A 14,159-nucleotide genomic window follows, 5' to 3' on the forward strand; every position below is an offset into this window, starting at 1 on the left:
GCGTGTAAGTGAAGTGGCCGGTCAGCGGGCGTCGCGCGCGGCGACAATCGCCGTGCCCGTCTCGCCGAGATCCCACCAAAGGCCCGCCATCACGCCGAGCGCTTCGCGCATGACGGGCGCCAGAACGTGCTCGTTCGGCGCGTGCTGGTTGCAGGCGGGATACGAATGCGGCACCCAGAGCGTCGGCAGGCCGAGCGTCTTCGCGAAGACATCGTTGGGCACGGTGCCGCCGAGGTTCGGCAACAGCGCGGGCTTCTTGCCGGTGGTCGTGCGCATCGAGTCGAGCGCCCAGTGCACCCACGGATCGTCGAGATCGAGGCGCGTCGCGGGCGTGCCGCGCGCAGCCTTCACCGTCACCTCCGTGAAGCCGTGTTGCGCGAAATGACGTTCGAGATGCGTTTGCAAATGTTCCCAATCCGTGCCGACCACGAAGCGCAACTGACACACGGCCTTCGCGACGGGCGGAATGGCGTTGACGGGCGCATCGGCGTTGCCGGATTTCATCGCGAGCACTTCGAGCGCATTCCAGCCGATCACGCGTTCGGTCGGCGTCAGGCCCGGCTCGCCCCAGTTCGGATCGATGTCGGGCGAACTTTCGTCGCGGCCGAGCTCGATATCCGCGAGCGCCTCGCGCACCGCATCCGTGATCGGCGGCGGGCGCAACCCGTCGACGGCAATGCGTCCGTCGCGATCGATCAGACTCGCGATCGCATGCGACAGCACGACCGCCGGATTGCGCAGCACGCCGCCCCAGTTGCCCGAGTGGTGGCCGCCTTCGCGCAGGTTCACGGTGAGTTCGAACGGCACGCCGCCGCGCGAGCCGAGAAAGAGCGTCGGACGTTCGGCCGACACGCGCGGCCCGTCGGAGGCAATGAACACGTCCGCCGCGAGCGCGTCCTTGTGCGCGGCGCAGACTTCGTCGAGGCCCGGCGAGCCGATCTCCTCGCCGGTCTCGAAGATCACCTTCACGTTGTAGCCCAGCTTGCCTTCGCGCGCCTGCAAGGTCGCGGCGAGTGCGGCGAAGTTGACCGAGTGCTGACCTTTGTTGTCGGCGGTGCCGCGGCCGTACCAGCGCTCGTCATCGACGACGATCTCCCACGGCTTCAGACCCGCGCGCCATTGCTCGTCGTAACCGCGCACGACATCGCCGTGGCCGTAGGTCAGCACGGTGGGCAAATCAGCGGATTCATGGCGCTCGGCGATCAGAAACGGCGGCCCGCCCGCGACGGGATTCGCCACGACGCGCGCCGTAAAGCCGAGACGCGCGAGCGTGTCGCTGACTTCGTCGGTGAGATAAGCGTGCAGCGCGGGATTTTCGCCGTTCTGGCTCTCGGTGCGAAACGCGACACGACGCTGCAAATCGGTGAAAAAAGCGCCCGAATCGAATGCCTTGCACGCGATGTCGATGGCGCTTGCGCGAGTGTTCTGGGGTTCTTTCACGGCGTCTCCAAAAACGTGAGCTATGCAATTCCAGCCCAGTCTAGAAACGCCAAAAATTCGCGACAATTTCAATATTTGCAGCTACCCTTGCCGAAAAGGCAACGCACGGGCAAGCACGATGCTGCATGGAATCGCACTCAAATACTTCGTGGAGGTCGCGCGTTCGGGCTCGCTCGCGGCGGCATCGGAACAGCTTCATGTGGCCGTGTCGGCCATCAGCCGGCAGATCGCGAAGCTGGAAGAACAGGCGGGCGCGCCGCTCTTCGAACGCATGCCGCGCGGCATGATCCTGACCGAAGCGGGCGAATTGCTCGTGCAGCACGCGCGCCGCGCGCTGATGGACGGCGACGCCGTGCTCGATGAAATTTCGGAGATGCATGCGCTCAAGCACGGCAACGTGCGCATCGGCTGCACGGAGGGCTTCACGCGTTGCTTTTTACCGAGCGTGATGGCGGCGCATTATCGCGCGCATGCGCGCACGCGTTTCATGATGCGTTCGGGCTCGCCCGCGCAGGTCGAGCATTGGGTGGCGAGCGGCGAAGTCGATATCGGCCTCGCCTTCTCGACGTCGACCTCAACGGCGCTCAGTGTCGAATACAGCGTGAAGGCGCCGGTCTGCGCGCTGCTGCCGCCGACGCATCCGCTCGCGGGCAAGCCGAACCTCACGCTCGACGACATCCTGCAATATCCGACGGCCGTGCTCGATCGCGGAACCACCGTGCGGCAGTTGATCGACTGGTGCTGCTCGGCGCGCGGCGTGCATCTGGAGCCGGTCCTGACGAGCAACAATTCGAGCGCGATGCATCACTTCGCCGCGCTCACCGGCGCAATCACGCTCGGCAGCGCGGTTGCGCTGGAAGGCGATCCCGGCCCGCCGACGCTCGTCGCCACGCCTATCGACGAACCCTTGCTGAACGAGCGCCTGCTGCAAGTCACGTTGATGCGCGAACGGCGGTTGCCGCCCGCCGTCGATCAGTTTCTCAAGACGCTGACGGACGCGCTGCGTGAAAGCCTCGGCAAGCCGGCCGCGGCTGCGCCGGTGTCTGCGTCTGCGTCCGCGAGGAAGAAGAAGCGCTAGCGGTCACTGCGTGGAGACCCACCACGTCGTGCCGGCGGCATCGCGAAAGCCGCCGCGGAAGTCGTCGTCGGCGCGTTTGCGCGTGGGCGGCTGCACGGCTTGCGCGCCGTTTTGCAGCGCGCGATCGTAGACGGCCTGCGCATCGCGCACATACACATGGACATGCGGCCCCGACGACGACGCACCGCCCGCGCCGCCGCCGATCATCACGATACTGTCGTCGATGCGCACTTCCGCATGCATCAGCGAGCCGTCGGGACCGTCGAAGCGCCGCATCAGCACGCCGTCGAAGACGCGTTCGAGAAAACTAATGATGCCTGGCGCATCATCGCAAACGAGATAAGGGCTGACAGACGGATAGTTCGCGGGCTTCCATTCGTTCATAACGTCCTCGAATTGTGGTGACTGGGATATCTAGCGTAAATGAAACCCGCGAACGCGTGTCGCAGGACGCTCAGACGCCTTCCGCGACATCGACATCGTCGAGTGACTTCGACACAGCCTTCGGGCTTTCGGCGACAGCCTTCGGCGCCGGTTCGTAGCGATGCACGTCATGCGTGACGAAGCCGAGATCGTGGCTCGGAATCTCGAACCATTCCGGATGTCCGAACGAACGGCGGATGTCTTCGAGTCCGCTTGCCCAGTGCTCGTCCATCGTGTCGTTGCTGAACTCGAAGTCCTTGTAATGGCCTTCGAAGAACTTGTTCTTGTAGATCAGATGCACGACATTCACCGCGCCGCCGTCCGCGGCCTTCTGCGCGTCGCGCAACATCGGATGCGCGCGCCGTGTTTTCTCGGGAATATGTTCGAGCAACTCCTTGATGAGCCGCGCATGCTTCTGATTGTGCGCGACGAAATCAGTGATCGCGCGCGTTCTGCTCGAATACTGAATGTCCTTCGTGCGTTCGCTGATGTCGAGAAAATCGCCCGGCAGCGTGCCGCTCGCGCTCCACAGATCGACTTGAAACACGAGTGTGTCCCTGTGCTGACACTCGCGGAAAATTTCCGTCAACGGCGTATTCGAGACGAGCCCGCCGTCCCAATAGAATTCGCCGTCGATCTCCACTGCCGGAAAACCCGGCGGCAACGCGCCCGACGCCATGAAATGCTCGGGCGCGAGACGCATCTTCGTGTTGTCGAAATACACGAGATTGCCGGTACGCACGTTGACCGCGCCGACCGACACGCGCATGGCGCCATCGTTGATGCGGTCGAAGTCGGCGAAGCGCAGCAGCGTCTCGCGCAACGCGGACGTATCGTAGAAGCTCACTTCGCTCGGGCGCTTGCTCTTCGTGCTCGGCACGAAATTAGGCACCTCGATGCGCGGCGAGAAGAAACCTTTCTGTCCTTCGGTCAGCGCGCGCATCGCCGCCCACATGCTCGAAAACTTGCGGCCGAGGTTGGCAAAGCCGAACGTCGCGGGCAGAAAAGCGCCGACGTGCCCGACGAGATCGGCAGGCTGGCAGATCGTGTTCCAGAAGCCGCTCAGCGCGGCCACGCGATTCTCGGGCGCGTTGCCCGCGATGATCGCGGTATTCAACGCGCCGATCGAAATGCCCGATGTCCACGTCGGTTCGACGCCGACTTCGGCCAGACCTTCGAACACGCCGGCCTGATACGAGCCCAGCGCGCCGCCGCCTTGCAGCACGAGGCAAATGTCATCGTAGCCCGGCAGCGCGAGTGGATTGGGCTGCGTGAGTGTGTTGCGTTGACTGCGGCGCATTGGGTTCTCCTTATTGCATGAACCAGCCGTGGCTCACCACGACCGACTGACCGGTGAGCGCGTTCGACTCGAAGCCCGCGAGGAACGCAACCGTGTTGGCGACATCGGCGACGGTGGTGAACTCGCCATCGACCGTTTCCTTGAGCATCACGTTCTTCACGACGTCGGCTTCGGAAATGCCGAGGGCTTTCGCCTGCTCCGGAATCTGCTTCTCGACGAGCGGCGTGCGCACGAAACCGGGGCACACCACGTTAGCGCGCACGCCACGCGGACCGCCTTCCTTCGCGACGACGCGCGCGAGCCCGAGCAGCCCGTGCTTGGCGGTCACATACGCCGACTTCAGCTTCGACGCTTCGTGCGAATGCACCGAGCCCATATAGATGATCGAGCCGCCCTTGCCCGACGCGTACATGTGTTTGATCGCGGCCTTCGTCGTGAGGAACGCGCCGTCGAGATGGATGGCGAGCATCTTCTTCCAGTCGGCGAACGCGTATTCCTCGATCGGCGCGACGATCTGAATGCCCGCGTTCGACACGAGCACGTCGATGCCGCCGAGCTTCGCGACCGTCTCTTCGATGCCCGCGTTCACCGCGTCTTCGTTCGTCACGTCCATGGCGACGGCGATCGCCTTCGCGCCCGTGGCGACGATGCTGTCCGCGACCGTCTGCGCATTCGCGAGATTCAGGTCGGCGATGACGACAGCCGCGCCGTCGGCTGCGAGCTTGCGCGCCGTCTGTTCACCGATGCCGCTTGCTGCGCCCGTCACGAGCGCGACTTTCCCTTGCAGTGCCATGTGTGTGTTCCTCTTGAGTGAATAGGTTCGACGTTACTGATTGACTGCCAGCCTGACGTTGTCGGCGGGAGCGAGATAGTCGTAGGCAACTTCGCCGATATCGAGCGTGAGATTCGCGATGACATGCCGCGCGCCGACCACGCGGCGTACCGGCAGACTCGCGACCGGCGCGAGCGCATGCGCGTGCAGTTCGAGCGCGGCGGGGCCTTCCCATGCGCCCGTCACGGTGACGTCGCGCAGGAAGAAGCGCACCAGTTCGCAGACGCGCGCAGTGCCATCGACATGCGGCAGCACCTTCAGCAGATAGTTGGGCGTTTCGGCGAGTTTCTTGCGCTCGGCTTCGAGATCGAGCGGACGATACTTGTAGCCCATCGTGCCGGTCGCGATGCGTTGCGTGCCGTAGTCGAGCGTGCCGAGCAGCGTGTCCTTGCCATCGACCGAAAGACGCGGCGACGCCAGCTTCTTCGGAAAGCCCCAGATTTCGCGGCCACCGGCGATCGGACCTTCGTCGTCGAGATACATCGCATGCGTATAGCTGGCCTTGTTGCCGTCCGGATCGACCACCGAGATCACCTGACCGCTTTCGGTGTAATCGCCGAAACCGGATGAATCCGGCATGCGAATGAACTCGTAATGCACGAGACCGCTGTCTACTTCGAGCGGCTCCGGAACCACGGCGCGCAATGCATCGAGATCAGTCTCGTAAGAGATGATGAAGTACTCGCGATTGAGAAAGCGAAACGGCGGACGCGGATAAGCGGGACTGTGCACGGGCATTGCAAAGGCATTTCTGCGGATGTCGTCTTCTTTCATTTTTCGGCCCTGGGTTGAGAACAGGCACGATGGTAGATGCAGACGATGACATTTGTCGCGGACCACAGGCAGCATCACGCGATCGACGGAAGCCTTGCAAAAACACAAAACCCCGCAGCTTCAAGGTCTTATGTCCATGCATTCACGATTGCATTTTTTTGTGCAATATACTGTTGCCTTAGCGGGCCGTCGCGAAAGAAAGCGCAGCGGTTACGCTCGGCTGCGACCGGTAACATTCGATCGGGAGCCAATTTCCGCAGGTTGCAAAAAGCTTTCAGTTTTTACTATGTTGTTGGGAGGCAAAGCGGCGACTCATGCGTTGTTTTGCCCCCTTCAGGCCATCCCTCAAAGCGAGTTACTGATGAAAACGTCCTTGAAGAAGTCTCTTGTGCTTTTGGTGCTGGCAGCTTTTGCGGCCCCGACTTTGTCGTTCGCGGCTGCGGACTACCCCAATAACAAGGCGCGCCCCGCGTACCACAAGAAGGGCCAGAAGCATAAGCACAGCAAGAAGTCCACGACGACACCGCCCGCCTCGCAAACGCAATAAGCCGTTTCGTTTCGCTTCGTTCGGTTTAATCTCGGGCACGCGCGTTCGCTTGCGGACGCGCGTGCTTTTTTATTCCGGCTTATTTCTGGTTTATTTCTAGTTTATTTCCGCTGAACGGCGTCTTGATTCAGACGCGATCGCATTGCGTCGAGGCGCGCGCTGTCGATATGTCCGCGCAAGGACATCGTCTCCAACGCCTGCAGCGCGGGCGCAGCGCCGCATATCGACGCGGCTTTCGCATCGGCGTCGAGTTCCAGCGCGGCAGAACGCTTCGCGCCGTGTGCGCGCTGCATCTTCCAGCACGCGAAATACGCCAGCACGAAACCCATGCCGGGCATGCTCACGCGCCAGAGTTCATCGTCGGATAAGGTTGCGAACAGCACGCACGGAATCGATATGAGCGCCGCCATCGCGAGCGCGGTCCACGCGAAGTCGAAGAGCATGGCCCTGCGCTGCGTCGCGTGGCCGACTTCGTGCGCGACGACGATACACAGCAACGCTTCCGGCAACGCGAGCGTGCCGCGATCGATCTCGATGCAGTTGAACAGCGCCTCATAGCACGGCCCGCCCGACGATGTCACGAAGCGCACGCGCGGCGGCGCGACACGCAGCGCGGCGGCATCGGCGGCGACGAGCGATCGGACATGGCCTTCTTCAGCAAGGAACGGGTTCATGTGCGAAGGCTCGTCATGGTCGTTCCTGGTGTTTCGTTAAGCGGGATTGTCCGTCCACGCGCCGCGCGCTTCCCAGGCATCGATCTCGGCCGTGAGCCGCGCGAGCTTGCCGCGCACGAGTTCGAGTCCGGGCCGGCCGAGCACGAGATGTCCGGGCGGCTCGGCCGCCGTCACCGCCTCGATGATGACCTGCGCCGCGCGCGCCGGATCGCCCGGCTGCTTGCCGCTGCGTTCCGCGATCGCCGCGCGGCGGCTGCCCGACGTCTGCGCATACGCCTCGATCGGCTGGCGCGTCTGCCTGAGCGAGCGCCCCGCCCAGTCCGTGCGGAACGGACCGGGTTCGACCGCCGTCACCTTGATGCCGAGTTCTTCCGTCTCGCGCGCGAGTGCTTCGCCGAGACCTTCAAGCGCAAATTTCGTCGCCGCGTAATAGCCGCTGCCCGGATTGCCGACGAGCCCGCCCACCGACGTGATATTCACGATATGCCCCGACCGGCGCTCGCGCATGCGCGGCAGCACGGCGCGGATCATCGCGGCCGCGCCGAAGAAATTGGCTTCGAACATCGCGCGCACTTCGTCTTCTTCGCCTTCTTCCACCGCCGACAGATAACCGAAGCCCGCATTGTTGACGAGCACATCGATATGTCCGAACGCGGCGTATGCGCGCTCGACGGACGACTTGATTTCATCGGCGCGGGTCACGTCGAGTTGCACCGGGATGGCGCGGTCCGGCGCGCGCGCGACGAGATCGGCGACGCTTTCGGGATTGCGCGCGGCCACGACTGCGCGCCAGCCTCGATCGATGACCGCCATCGCCAGTTCACGGCCGAAGCCGGTCGAGCAGCCGGTGATGAACCAGACGGGCGTGTCGTTCGATGATGCGGACATTGCGGTTCTCCATGGAAAACGCGCGGCGTATCGATCATTCTGATCGAAGCGCGCGAAAAGTGTTCGAGATCGGGATGGGCCTGGCAGCGGCTCGACCGTTATGTTGAAGCAAACGGCGAAAACATGCAGCGCGTCGGACGACGCCGCTTCTAGCGCAGCACGGGCATGCGGATCGCACGATGCGTGCGGGGTTCGAGCATGGCCGCTTGCTCGATGCGAGCAGCGACGATCTTCCAGCCGGCGAGTTCCTGATCGAGCAAGGCGACCGTTAGGAGGATGCGGCTGCGTGCGGATGTCGACTCCGTGGCCAGCGCGCACGCGCGCAACGGCGAGAGCGCGGCCTCGCGCTCCGCGATCTGCCTCGCGATTCTTGCGTGCAGCGGGTTGGGCGTTTCGTGCATTTCTTCTTCCGTAAAACATGGATGGTCGCCGCATCTTCAGCAAGCCCCGCGCCTGCGAGCGGCCTTGCGGCAACGCAGCATGACCGTGTCCAAGTCCGACGTTTTATCGCCGTCTCTATCCTATTGATTTGTCGATATAAAACCGCGTCACTTGCGCGCCATGCCGCTTTTGTGACAAACAATGTCGACTCGAGGTTAGCTATATTTGCCCGCTCGGCCCTATCGTGTAAGCCATAGCGGTACCCAACATAAACATGGCTCATCAGAGCTCAGGAGACATAGTGGAAACCCTTGCCTTCATCTGGGACAACCTGGCGAGCATTGCCAGGATGACCGGCGAGCACATCGAAATCGTCGGTGTGGGCGTCGGGCTCGCGATCGTGACCGGCGTGCCGCTCGGCATCGCGATCACGGTGAACGAACGGCTCGCGAAGATCGTGCTGTATGTCGCCGCGATCATCATGACCATTCCGTCGGTCGCGCTGTTCGGGCTCATGATTCCGGTGCTCTCCGTGATCGGCCAGGGCATCGGCTTTCTGCCGACCGTCATCTCCCTCTTCCTCTATTCGCAGTTGCCGATCGTGCGCAACACCTACACGGCGATCACCAACATCGATCCCGCCTTGCGCGAAGCCGCGCGCGGCATGGGCATGACCACGGGCGAGCGCCTGCGCAAGGTCGAGATTCCCATCGCGCTGCCGATCATCATGGCCGGCGTGCGCATGGCGGTGGTGATCAACGTGGGTATCGCGGCGATTGCGGCGTATATCGGCGCGGGCGGACTCGGCAAGCTCATCAGCCGCGGCATTTCGCAATCGGACCCGCGTCAGCTGATTGCGGGCGCGATCCTCGTGAGCGTGCTCGCCATCGCGGCGGATATCGGGCTCTCGTGGGTGCAGCGTTTCCTCACGCCGAAGGGTCTTCGCCAGCCTTCCCGCGCGGCCAGCCTCGCGCTGCGCCTGACCGCCATGACGGGCTTTCGCAAACAAACCGGACACGCGCAATAAATCATGATCAAGCTCAGCAACCTTACCAAGCGATATGACGGCGCGGCGAGCGCGGTCGTCGACGGCATCAACATGGAAGTCGGCGCGGGCGAGATCTGCGTGCTGCTCGGGCCGTCCGGCTGCGGCAAGACCACGACGCTCAAGATGATCAATCGTCTCGTGCGGCCGACCTCCGGCAAGATCTATCTCGAAGGGCGCGACACCGACGAGTTCGAAGTGGTCGAACTGCGCCGCCGCATCGGCTATGTGATTCAGCAGATCGGGCTCTTTCCGAACATGACGGTCGAAGAGAACATCAGCGTGGTGCCGACGCTGCTCGGCTGGGACAAGGCGAAGGCGCGCCGTCGCGCGGCGGAGTTGCTGGAGATCGTCGCGCTCGATCCGGCCACCTATCTCACGCGTTATCCGAAGGACCTGTCGGGCGGCCAGGCGCAGCGCGTGGGCGTGGCACGCGCGCTCGCCACCGACCCGCCCGTCATGCTGATGGACGAACCCTTCGGCGCCATCGATCCGATCAACCGCGAACTGATTCAGGACGAGTTTCTGCGCATTCAGAAGCAGGTGAAGAAGACGATCATGTTCGTGAGCCACGACATCGACGAAGCCGTGAAAATGGCCGACAAGATCGCGATTTTCCGCAACGGTCATCTCGAGCAATTCGATTCGCCCGACAACATTCTCGCGCGGCCCGCGACGCCGTTCATCGCCGGCTTCGTCGGCACGGACCGCGCGCTAAAGCGCCTGCGTCTGCTGCGCGCCCGCGATGCGCTCTCCGCGTGCGATTGCCTCGTGCGCGTCGGCGACGACAGCACGCGCGCCCGTTCGATGATGGAGAAGCACGGCGTCGCGCAGATCGTGCTCGTCGATGCCGCCAACAAGCCGCACGGCTATCTCACGGCCGAGCGTCTGCTGAAAGTGGAAGGCCCGGTCACGGCGGCGCACGCGCTTCCGGTACAAGCGATCGCGAGCCAGAAGGACGATTTGCGCACCGTGGTGTCGAGCATGTTCGCGAGCGGCGCATCGTGGATGCCCACCGTCGATGAGGACGGCCGCTTCGTCGGCTACGTGAGTCAGGAACGTATCGTCGATATGTTGAAGCTGCCCGCAGGAGAGCACGCATGAAACGCGTCTTGTCCGTTGCGCTGCTTGCCGTGCTGAGCACGCAGGCGCATGCCGATAGCTTGTGGTCCACCATCAGCCAGTATCGCGGCGATATCGTGTACCAAGGGCTCCACATGATGATGATGGTCGCCGTGGCGGGCGTGCTCGCGATCATCGTCGCGGTGCCTGCGGGCGTCTATCTGAGCCGTCCATCGCAGAAGCGCGGCGCGGCCGTCGTGATGCAGTCGCTCAATGCCGGACAAGCCGTGCCGAAGCTTGCGCTGCTCGCGCTCGCGATGAGCGTCATGGGCATCGGCGCGGTGCCTGCGATCTTCGGCCTGTGGGTCGCGACGCTGTTGCCGATCGCGCTGAACACCTACGAAGGCCTGCGCGCAGTGCCGCCCGCGTTGATCGAAGCCGCAACCGGCATGGGCATGACGACGTGGCAGATTCTCTGGCGCGTCGAGTTGCCCAACGCGCTCTACGTGATCTTCGCGGGCGTGCGTACTGCACTCGCGATTACCGTCGGCACCGCGCCGCTCGCGTTTCTGATCGGCGGCGGCGGGCTCGGCGAACTCATCTTCACCGGCATCGACCTGAACGACTTCGGCATGCTGCTCGCGGGCGCCGTGCCCACTGCGCTGCTCGCGATCTTCACCGATGCGTTCATCGGGCAGATGCAGCGCATGCTCGTGTCGCGCGGCGTGAATCCGCAAACATGATTCATTAACCCACATTTCGCAACGTAGAGAGAGACCATGAAAAAGTTATTCGCTGTATCGTTCGGCATCCTTATTTCGATGCTTGCAAGCGTATCCGCGAGCGGGGCATCGGTGGTCGTCGGCGGCAAGAACTTCACCGAGCAGCAACTGATGGCCGAGATGACCACGCGCTATCTCGAAGCCAAGGGCTTCACCGTGACGAAGAAAGACGGCATGGGCAGCGCCGTGCTGCGTCAGGCGCAGGAAAACGGTCAGGTCGATGTGTATTGGGAATATACCGGCACGTCGCTCATCACTTACAACAAGGTCAACGACCGCCTCTCGCCCGAGGACACCTACAAGAAGGTCAAGGAACTCGATGCGGCCAAGGGCCTTGTATGGCTCAATCCATCGAAGGCGAACAACACCTATGCGTTCGCGATGAATCAGGACGAAGCGAAGAAGCTTGGCATCGTCACGATGAGCGATCTCGCGAAGGCGATCAAGGACGGCAAGGAACTGACGTTCGCGTGCAACTCCGAGTTCTATGCGCGCCCCGACGGCCTGCGCCCGCTGCAAAAGCAATATGGCTTCGAGTTCAGCCAGGGCGATGTGAAGCGCATGGACACGGGCCTCACGTATCAGGCACTGAAGGATCGTCAGGTGAATATCGCGCTGGTGTTCGCGACGGACGGCCGCGTGCCCGCCTTCAACTTTGTCTTGCTGAAGGACGACAAAGGCTACTTCCCCTCCTACGCGTTGACGCCGGTGATCCGAAAGGTGACGCTCGATGCGAACCCGACACTCGGACCGTTGCTCAACGCGCTCTCGGCGAAGCTCGACGCCTCCACGATGGCGCGCCTGAATGCAAGCGTCGACGTGCAGAAGAAGTCGTTCTCCGATGTCGCCAATCAGTTTCTCAAAGAGTCCGGGCTGATCTGACCCGCGCCTCGCACAACACAGGACCGACCTCATGACCACGATCAAAGTGGCCGCCGCGCAGACCGACACGGCATACGGCGACATGCAGGCGAATCTCGCGCGGCATCTCGATCACATCGGCGATGCGAAGAAGCGCGGCGTGCGTCTGCTCGTCTTTCCCGAGCTTTCGCTGCATGGCCACAGCGGCGGCAAGGACGCGCTGCGCCTCGCGATGACACGCAACGACGCCGCGATCCGCCAACTCGCCGAAGCCAGCGCGGGCATGCATGTGACGTTCGGCTTCATCGAGGAAGCGCCGGGCGGCCAGTTCTACAACAGCCAGGCAACGGTCGCGAACGGCAGGCTCGTGCATGTGCATCGAAAGGCCATGCTGGCGACGTACGGCAAGCTGCGCGACGGACTTTACTTCGCTGCCGGCGCGAAGCCCGAAAGCTTTGCCATCGACGACGAATGGCGCGTCGCGACACCCATCTGCAACGACCTGTGGAATCCGGCCGTCGTGCACGGCCTCATGTGCGACGGCGTCACGCTGCTCGCCGCACCGATCAGCTCCGCACGCGAAGCAGTGGGCGAAGCCTTCGACAATCCGTCGGGCTGGGACATCAACCTGCGCTTCTATGCGCTCACGTATGGCGTGCCGATCGTCATGGCGAACCGCGTCGGCACCGAAGGCATGATGACCTTCTGGGGCGGCTCGCGCATTCTCGACGCCTTCGGCAAGACCATCGCGCAGGCAGAGGGCGACGAGGAATGCCTCGTTGTCGGCGAAGTGGATTACGAAGCGATCCGCCGCGCGCGCTTCCTGCTGCCGACCGTGCGCGACGCGCGCGTCTATGCGCAGCGTATCTGAACGAACATAAGCAACCACCATGCGCGATTTTCTTTTGAACGATGCGGACCGGGCCTTCCGCGCCGATGTCCGCGAATTCCTGCAACGCGAGCTCTTACCGCGCGCCGCCGATATCGAAGACCGTCAGGACTGGGATGCCGTCAAGCACGTCGTGCGCGCGCTCGGCGCGGCGGGCTATCTGAAGCTCATGTTCCCCGATCTTTATCGCGGCAAGCTCGAACACCCTGGCCTCACGCACGCGACGATCCTCTCCGAAGAAGCGTCGTACATCAACTATGCGTTCGAGACGACCATCGCGACGGCGCTTTCCTGTGCGTATCCGCTGCATCGTCATGCAAGCGAGCGTCTGCGCGATGCCTATCTCTCGCCGATTCTCGAAGGCACGGCTATCGGCGCGATCTGCGTGACCGAGCCGAATGTCGGCAGCGACTCGGCGGGCATGGAGACGCGCATCGACTTCGATGCGGCGCGCAACGAGTGGGTCATCAACGGCTTCAAGCGTTATATCTCGAATGCATCCGTCGCCGATGTGTATATCGTCTACGGCCTCACGGACGAAGGCATGACCGCGGTCGCGGTACCGAAGAGCGCGAACGGCATCGGTTTCCCGCGCAACTATACGTTCATGGGGCGGCGCGGTTGCATTGTCGGCGAGGTGAAGTTCGATAACTGCCGCGTGCCCGCCGATCATCTGCTGGGCGAACGCGGCGGCGGCTTTCGCATCATGCGCGGCATGTTCAATTTCGAGCGCGCGATTCTCGGCGGCTCGGGACTCGGCGTCGCACGCAGCGCCTTCGATATCGCCACGGCCCACGCGCAGACGCGCACGTCGTTCGGTCAGCCGCTCGGCTGCAAGCAACTCATCTGGGACAAGATCGCGCAGATGAGCTGGCGCATCGATGCATCGGAACTCATTACTTATCGCGCGACGAAGATGTACGACGCGGGCGCCGACGGCAAAGCATTGATGAAGGAAGCCGCCATGGCCAAGCTGGTCGCGACCGAAACCGCGAACTATTGCGCCAACGAAACCGTGCAGATTCTCGGCGGCGACGGCATCACCAAGGAATACGGCCGCGCGGAGCAACTCTATCGCGACGCGCGCGCGCTCACTATCGTCGGCGGCACGTCAGAAGTTGCCAAGTATCTGATCGCGGGCCGCGATCTTCCCGACATCCGGATTACTCTCTAGAGAGCAACA

The 14,159-nt window shown here is 63.0% G+C and carries 16 protein-coding genes; 8 read left to right on the plus strand and 8 right to left on the minus strand.

Annotated elements, in window-relative coordinates; translation table 11 throughout:
- Positions 1-21 precede the first annotated feature (21 nt).
- Complete coding sequence (locus tag BRPE64_RS29050) at positions 22-1,440, minus strand: M20 family metallopeptidase (RefSeq protein WP_016348572.1); 1,419 nt, start codon at positions 1,438-1,440, stop codon at positions 22-24.
- A gap of 118 nt (positions 1,441-1,558) precedes the next feature.
- On the opposite strand from BRPE64_RS29050, the gene BRPE64_RS29055 reads away from it, so the two are divergent.
- Positions 1,559-2,518 carry a LysR family transcriptional regulator gene (locus BRPE64_RS29055; protein WP_016348573.1) on the plus strand — a complete coding sequence of 320 codons (960 nt, stop codon included), beginning with the start codon at positions 1,559-1,561 and terminating at the stop codon, positions 2,516-2,518.
- A 3-nt stretch (positions 2,519-2,521) separates the two neighbouring features.
- Here the strand turns inward: BRPE64_RS29055 and BRPE64_RS29060 are convergent, their stop codons facing one another.
- From BRPE64_RS29060 to BRPE64_RS29075, 4 genes are all read right to left on the minus strand, one after another.
- On the minus strand, positions 2,522-2,902 hold the full coding sequence (locus BRPE64_RS29060) for a VOC family protein (RefSeq protein WP_016348574.1): 381 nt from the start codon (positions 2,900-2,902) through the stop codon (positions 2,522-2,524).
- 70 nt (positions 2,903-2,972) lie between these two features.
- Positions 2,973-4,241 carry a DUF3734 domain-containing protein gene (locus tag BRPE64_RS29065; RefSeq protein WP_016348575.1) on the minus strand — a complete coding sequence of 423 codons (1,269 nt, stop codon included), beginning with the start codon at positions 4,239-4,241 and terminating at the stop codon, positions 2,973-2,975.
- A 10-nt stretch (positions 4,242-4,251) separates the two neighbouring features.
- On the minus strand, positions 4,252-5,034 hold the full coding sequence (locus tag BRPE64_RS29070; protein ID WP_016348576.1) for a 3-hydroxybutyrate dehydrogenase: 783 nt from the start codon (positions 5,032-5,034) through the stop codon (positions 4,252-4,254).
- 33 nt (positions 5,035-5,067) lie between these two features.
- Positions 5,068-5,847: an acetoacetate decarboxylase gene (locus tag BRPE64_RS29075; RefSeq protein ID WP_016348577.1), complete on the minus strand. Its 780-nt coding sequence runs from the start codon at positions 5,845-5,847 to the stop codon at positions 5,068-5,070.
- 94 nt (positions 5,848-5,941) lie between these two features.
- Here BRPE64_RS29075 and BRPE64_RS33085 point away from each other — a divergent pair, with 94 nt between their 5' ends.
- Positions 5,942-6,394, plus strand: coding sequence for a hypothetical protein (locus BRPE64_RS33085; protein ID WP_144063559.1), 453 nt, complete (start codon positions 5,942-5,944; stop codon positions 6,392-6,394).
- A gap of 101 nt (positions 6,395-6,495) precedes the next feature.
- Here BRPE64_RS33085 and BRPE64_RS29085 read toward each other — a convergent pair whose 3' ends face one another.
- The 3 genes from BRPE64_RS29085 to BRPE64_RS29095 form a co-directional block, all read right to left on the minus strand.
- A complete protein-coding gene (locus BRPE64_RS29085; protein WP_016348579.1) occupies positions 6,496-7,068 on the minus strand; it encodes a hypothetical protein in 573 nt (190 codons plus the stop codon).
- 36 nt (positions 7,069-7,104) lie between these two features.
- The gene (locus BRPE64_RS29090) at positions 7,105-7,956 is read right to left on the minus strand and encodes an oxidoreductase (RefSeq protein WP_016348580.1); all 852 of its coding nucleotides are present in this window, start codon (positions 7,954-7,956) and stop codon (positions 7,105-7,107) included.
- A gap of 149 nt (positions 7,957-8,105) precedes the next feature.
- Positions 8,106-8,357 carry a hypothetical protein gene (locus BRPE64_RS29095; protein WP_016348581.1) on the minus strand — a complete coding sequence of 84 codons (252 nt, stop codon included), beginning with the start codon at positions 8,355-8,357 and terminating at the stop codon, positions 8,106-8,108.
- Positions 8,358-8,638: 281 nt separating this feature from the next.
- On the opposite strand from BRPE64_RS29095, the gene BRPE64_RS29100 reads away from it, so the two are divergent.
- The 6 genes from BRPE64_RS29100 to BRPE64_RS29125 are packed head-to-tail and all read left to right on the plus strand — an operon-like array spanning position 8,639 to position 14,150.
- The gene (locus BRPE64_RS29100; protein WP_016348582.1) at positions 8,639-9,364 is read left to right on the plus strand and encodes an ABC transporter permease; all 726 of its coding nucleotides are present in this window, start codon (positions 8,639-8,641) and stop codon (positions 9,362-9,364) included.
- 3 nt (positions 9,365-9,367) lie between these two features.
- Positions 9,368-10,486 (plus strand): ABC transporter ATP-binding protein, encoded by a 1,119-nt coding sequence (locus BRPE64_RS29105; protein ID WP_016348583.1) that lies wholly within the window; start codon positions 9,368-9,370, stop codon positions 10,484-10,486.
- The gene (locus BRPE64_RS29110) at positions 10,483-11,187 is read left to right on the plus strand and encodes an ABC transporter permease (protein WP_016348584.1); all 705 of its coding nucleotides are present in this window, start codon (positions 10,483-10,485) and stop codon (positions 11,185-11,187) included. The genes BRPE64_RS29105 and BRPE64_RS29110 overlap by 4 nt, the downstream gene beginning before the upstream one ends.
- A 36-nt stretch (positions 11,188-11,223) precedes the next feature.
- The gene (locus BRPE64_RS29115) at positions 11,224-12,108 is read left to right on the plus strand and encodes a glycine betaine ABC transporter substrate-binding protein (RefSeq protein ID WP_016348585.1); all 885 of its coding nucleotides are present in this window, start codon (positions 11,224-11,226) and stop codon (positions 12,106-12,108) included.
- Between the two features lie 31 nt (positions 12,109-12,139).
- Entirely contained in the window at positions 12,140-12,958 is an 819-nt protein-coding gene (locus BRPE64_RS29120) for a nitrilase-related carbon-nitrogen hydrolase (RefSeq protein WP_016348586.1), read from the plus strand.
- A gap of 19 nt (positions 12,959-12,977) precedes the next feature.
- Positions 12,978-14,150 carry an acyl-CoA dehydrogenase family protein gene (locus BRPE64_RS29125; RefSeq protein WP_016348587.1) on the plus strand — a complete coding sequence of 391 codons (1,173 nt, stop codon included), beginning with the start codon at positions 12,978-12,980 and terminating at the stop codon, positions 14,148-14,150.
- Positions 14,151-14,159: the final 9 nt, after the last annotated feature.

Source organism: Caballeronia insecticola, assembly GCF_000402035.1.
GTDB lineage: Bacteria > Pseudomonadota > Gammaproteobacteria > Burkholderiales > Burkholderiaceae > Caballeronia > Caballeronia insecticola.

What these genes read in the sequence shown, in the direction of transcription:
- BRPE64_RS29055 (WP_016348573.1), top strand. Translation starts at nt 1,559, where the DNA reads ATGCTGCATGGAATCGCACTCAAATACTTCGTGGAGGTCGCGCGTTCG.
- BRPE64_RS29060 (WP_016348574.1), bottom strand. Translation starts at nt 2,902, where the DNA reads ATGAACGAATGGAAGCCCGCGAACTATCCGTCTGTCAGCCCTTATCTC.
- BRPE64_RS29065 (WP_016348575.1), bottom strand. Translation starts at nt 4,241, where the DNA reads ATGCGCCGCAGTCAACGCAACACACTCACGCAGCCCAATCCACTCGCG.
- BRPE64_RS29070 (WP_016348576.1), bottom strand. Translation starts at nt 5,034, where the DNA reads ATGGCACTGCAAGGGAAAGTCGCGCTCGTGACGGGCGCAGCAAGCGGC.
- BRPE64_RS29075 (WP_016348577.1), bottom strand. Translation starts at nt 5,847, where the DNA reads ATGAAAGAAGACGACATCCGCAGAAATGCCTTTGCAATGCCCGTGCAC.
- BRPE64_RS29085 (WP_016348579.1), bottom strand. Translation starts at nt 7,068, where the DNA reads ATGAACCCGTTCCTTGCTGAAGAAGGCCATGTCCGATCGCTCGTCGCC.
- BRPE64_RS29090 (WP_016348580.1), bottom strand. Translation starts at nt 7,956, where the DNA reads ATGTCCGCATCATCGAACGACACGCCCGTCTGGTTCATCACCGGCTGC.
- BRPE64_RS29095 (WP_016348581.1), bottom strand. Translation starts at nt 8,357, where the DNA reads ATGCACGAAACGCCCAACCCGCTGCACGCAAGAATCGCGAGGCAGATC.
- BRPE64_RS29105 (WP_016348583.1), top strand. Translation starts at nt 9,368, where the DNA reads ATGATCAAGCTCAGCAACCTTACCAAGCGATATGACGGCGCGGCGAGC.
- BRPE64_RS29110 (WP_016348584.1), top strand. Translation starts at nt 10,483, where the DNA reads ATGAAACGCGTCTTGTCCGTTGCGCTGCTTGCCGTGCTGAGCACGCAG.
- BRPE64_RS29115 (WP_016348585.1), top strand. Translation starts at nt 11,224, where the DNA reads ATGAAAAAGTTATTCGCTGTATCGTTCGGCATCCTTATTTCGATGCTT.
- BRPE64_RS29120 (WP_016348586.1), top strand. Translation starts at nt 12,140, where the DNA reads ATGACCACGATCAAAGTGGCCGCCGCGCAGACCGACACGGCATACGGC.
- BRPE64_RS29125 (WP_016348587.1), top strand. Translation starts at nt 12,978, where the DNA reads ATGCGCGATTTTCTTTTGAACGATGCGGACCGGGCCTTCCGCGCCGAT.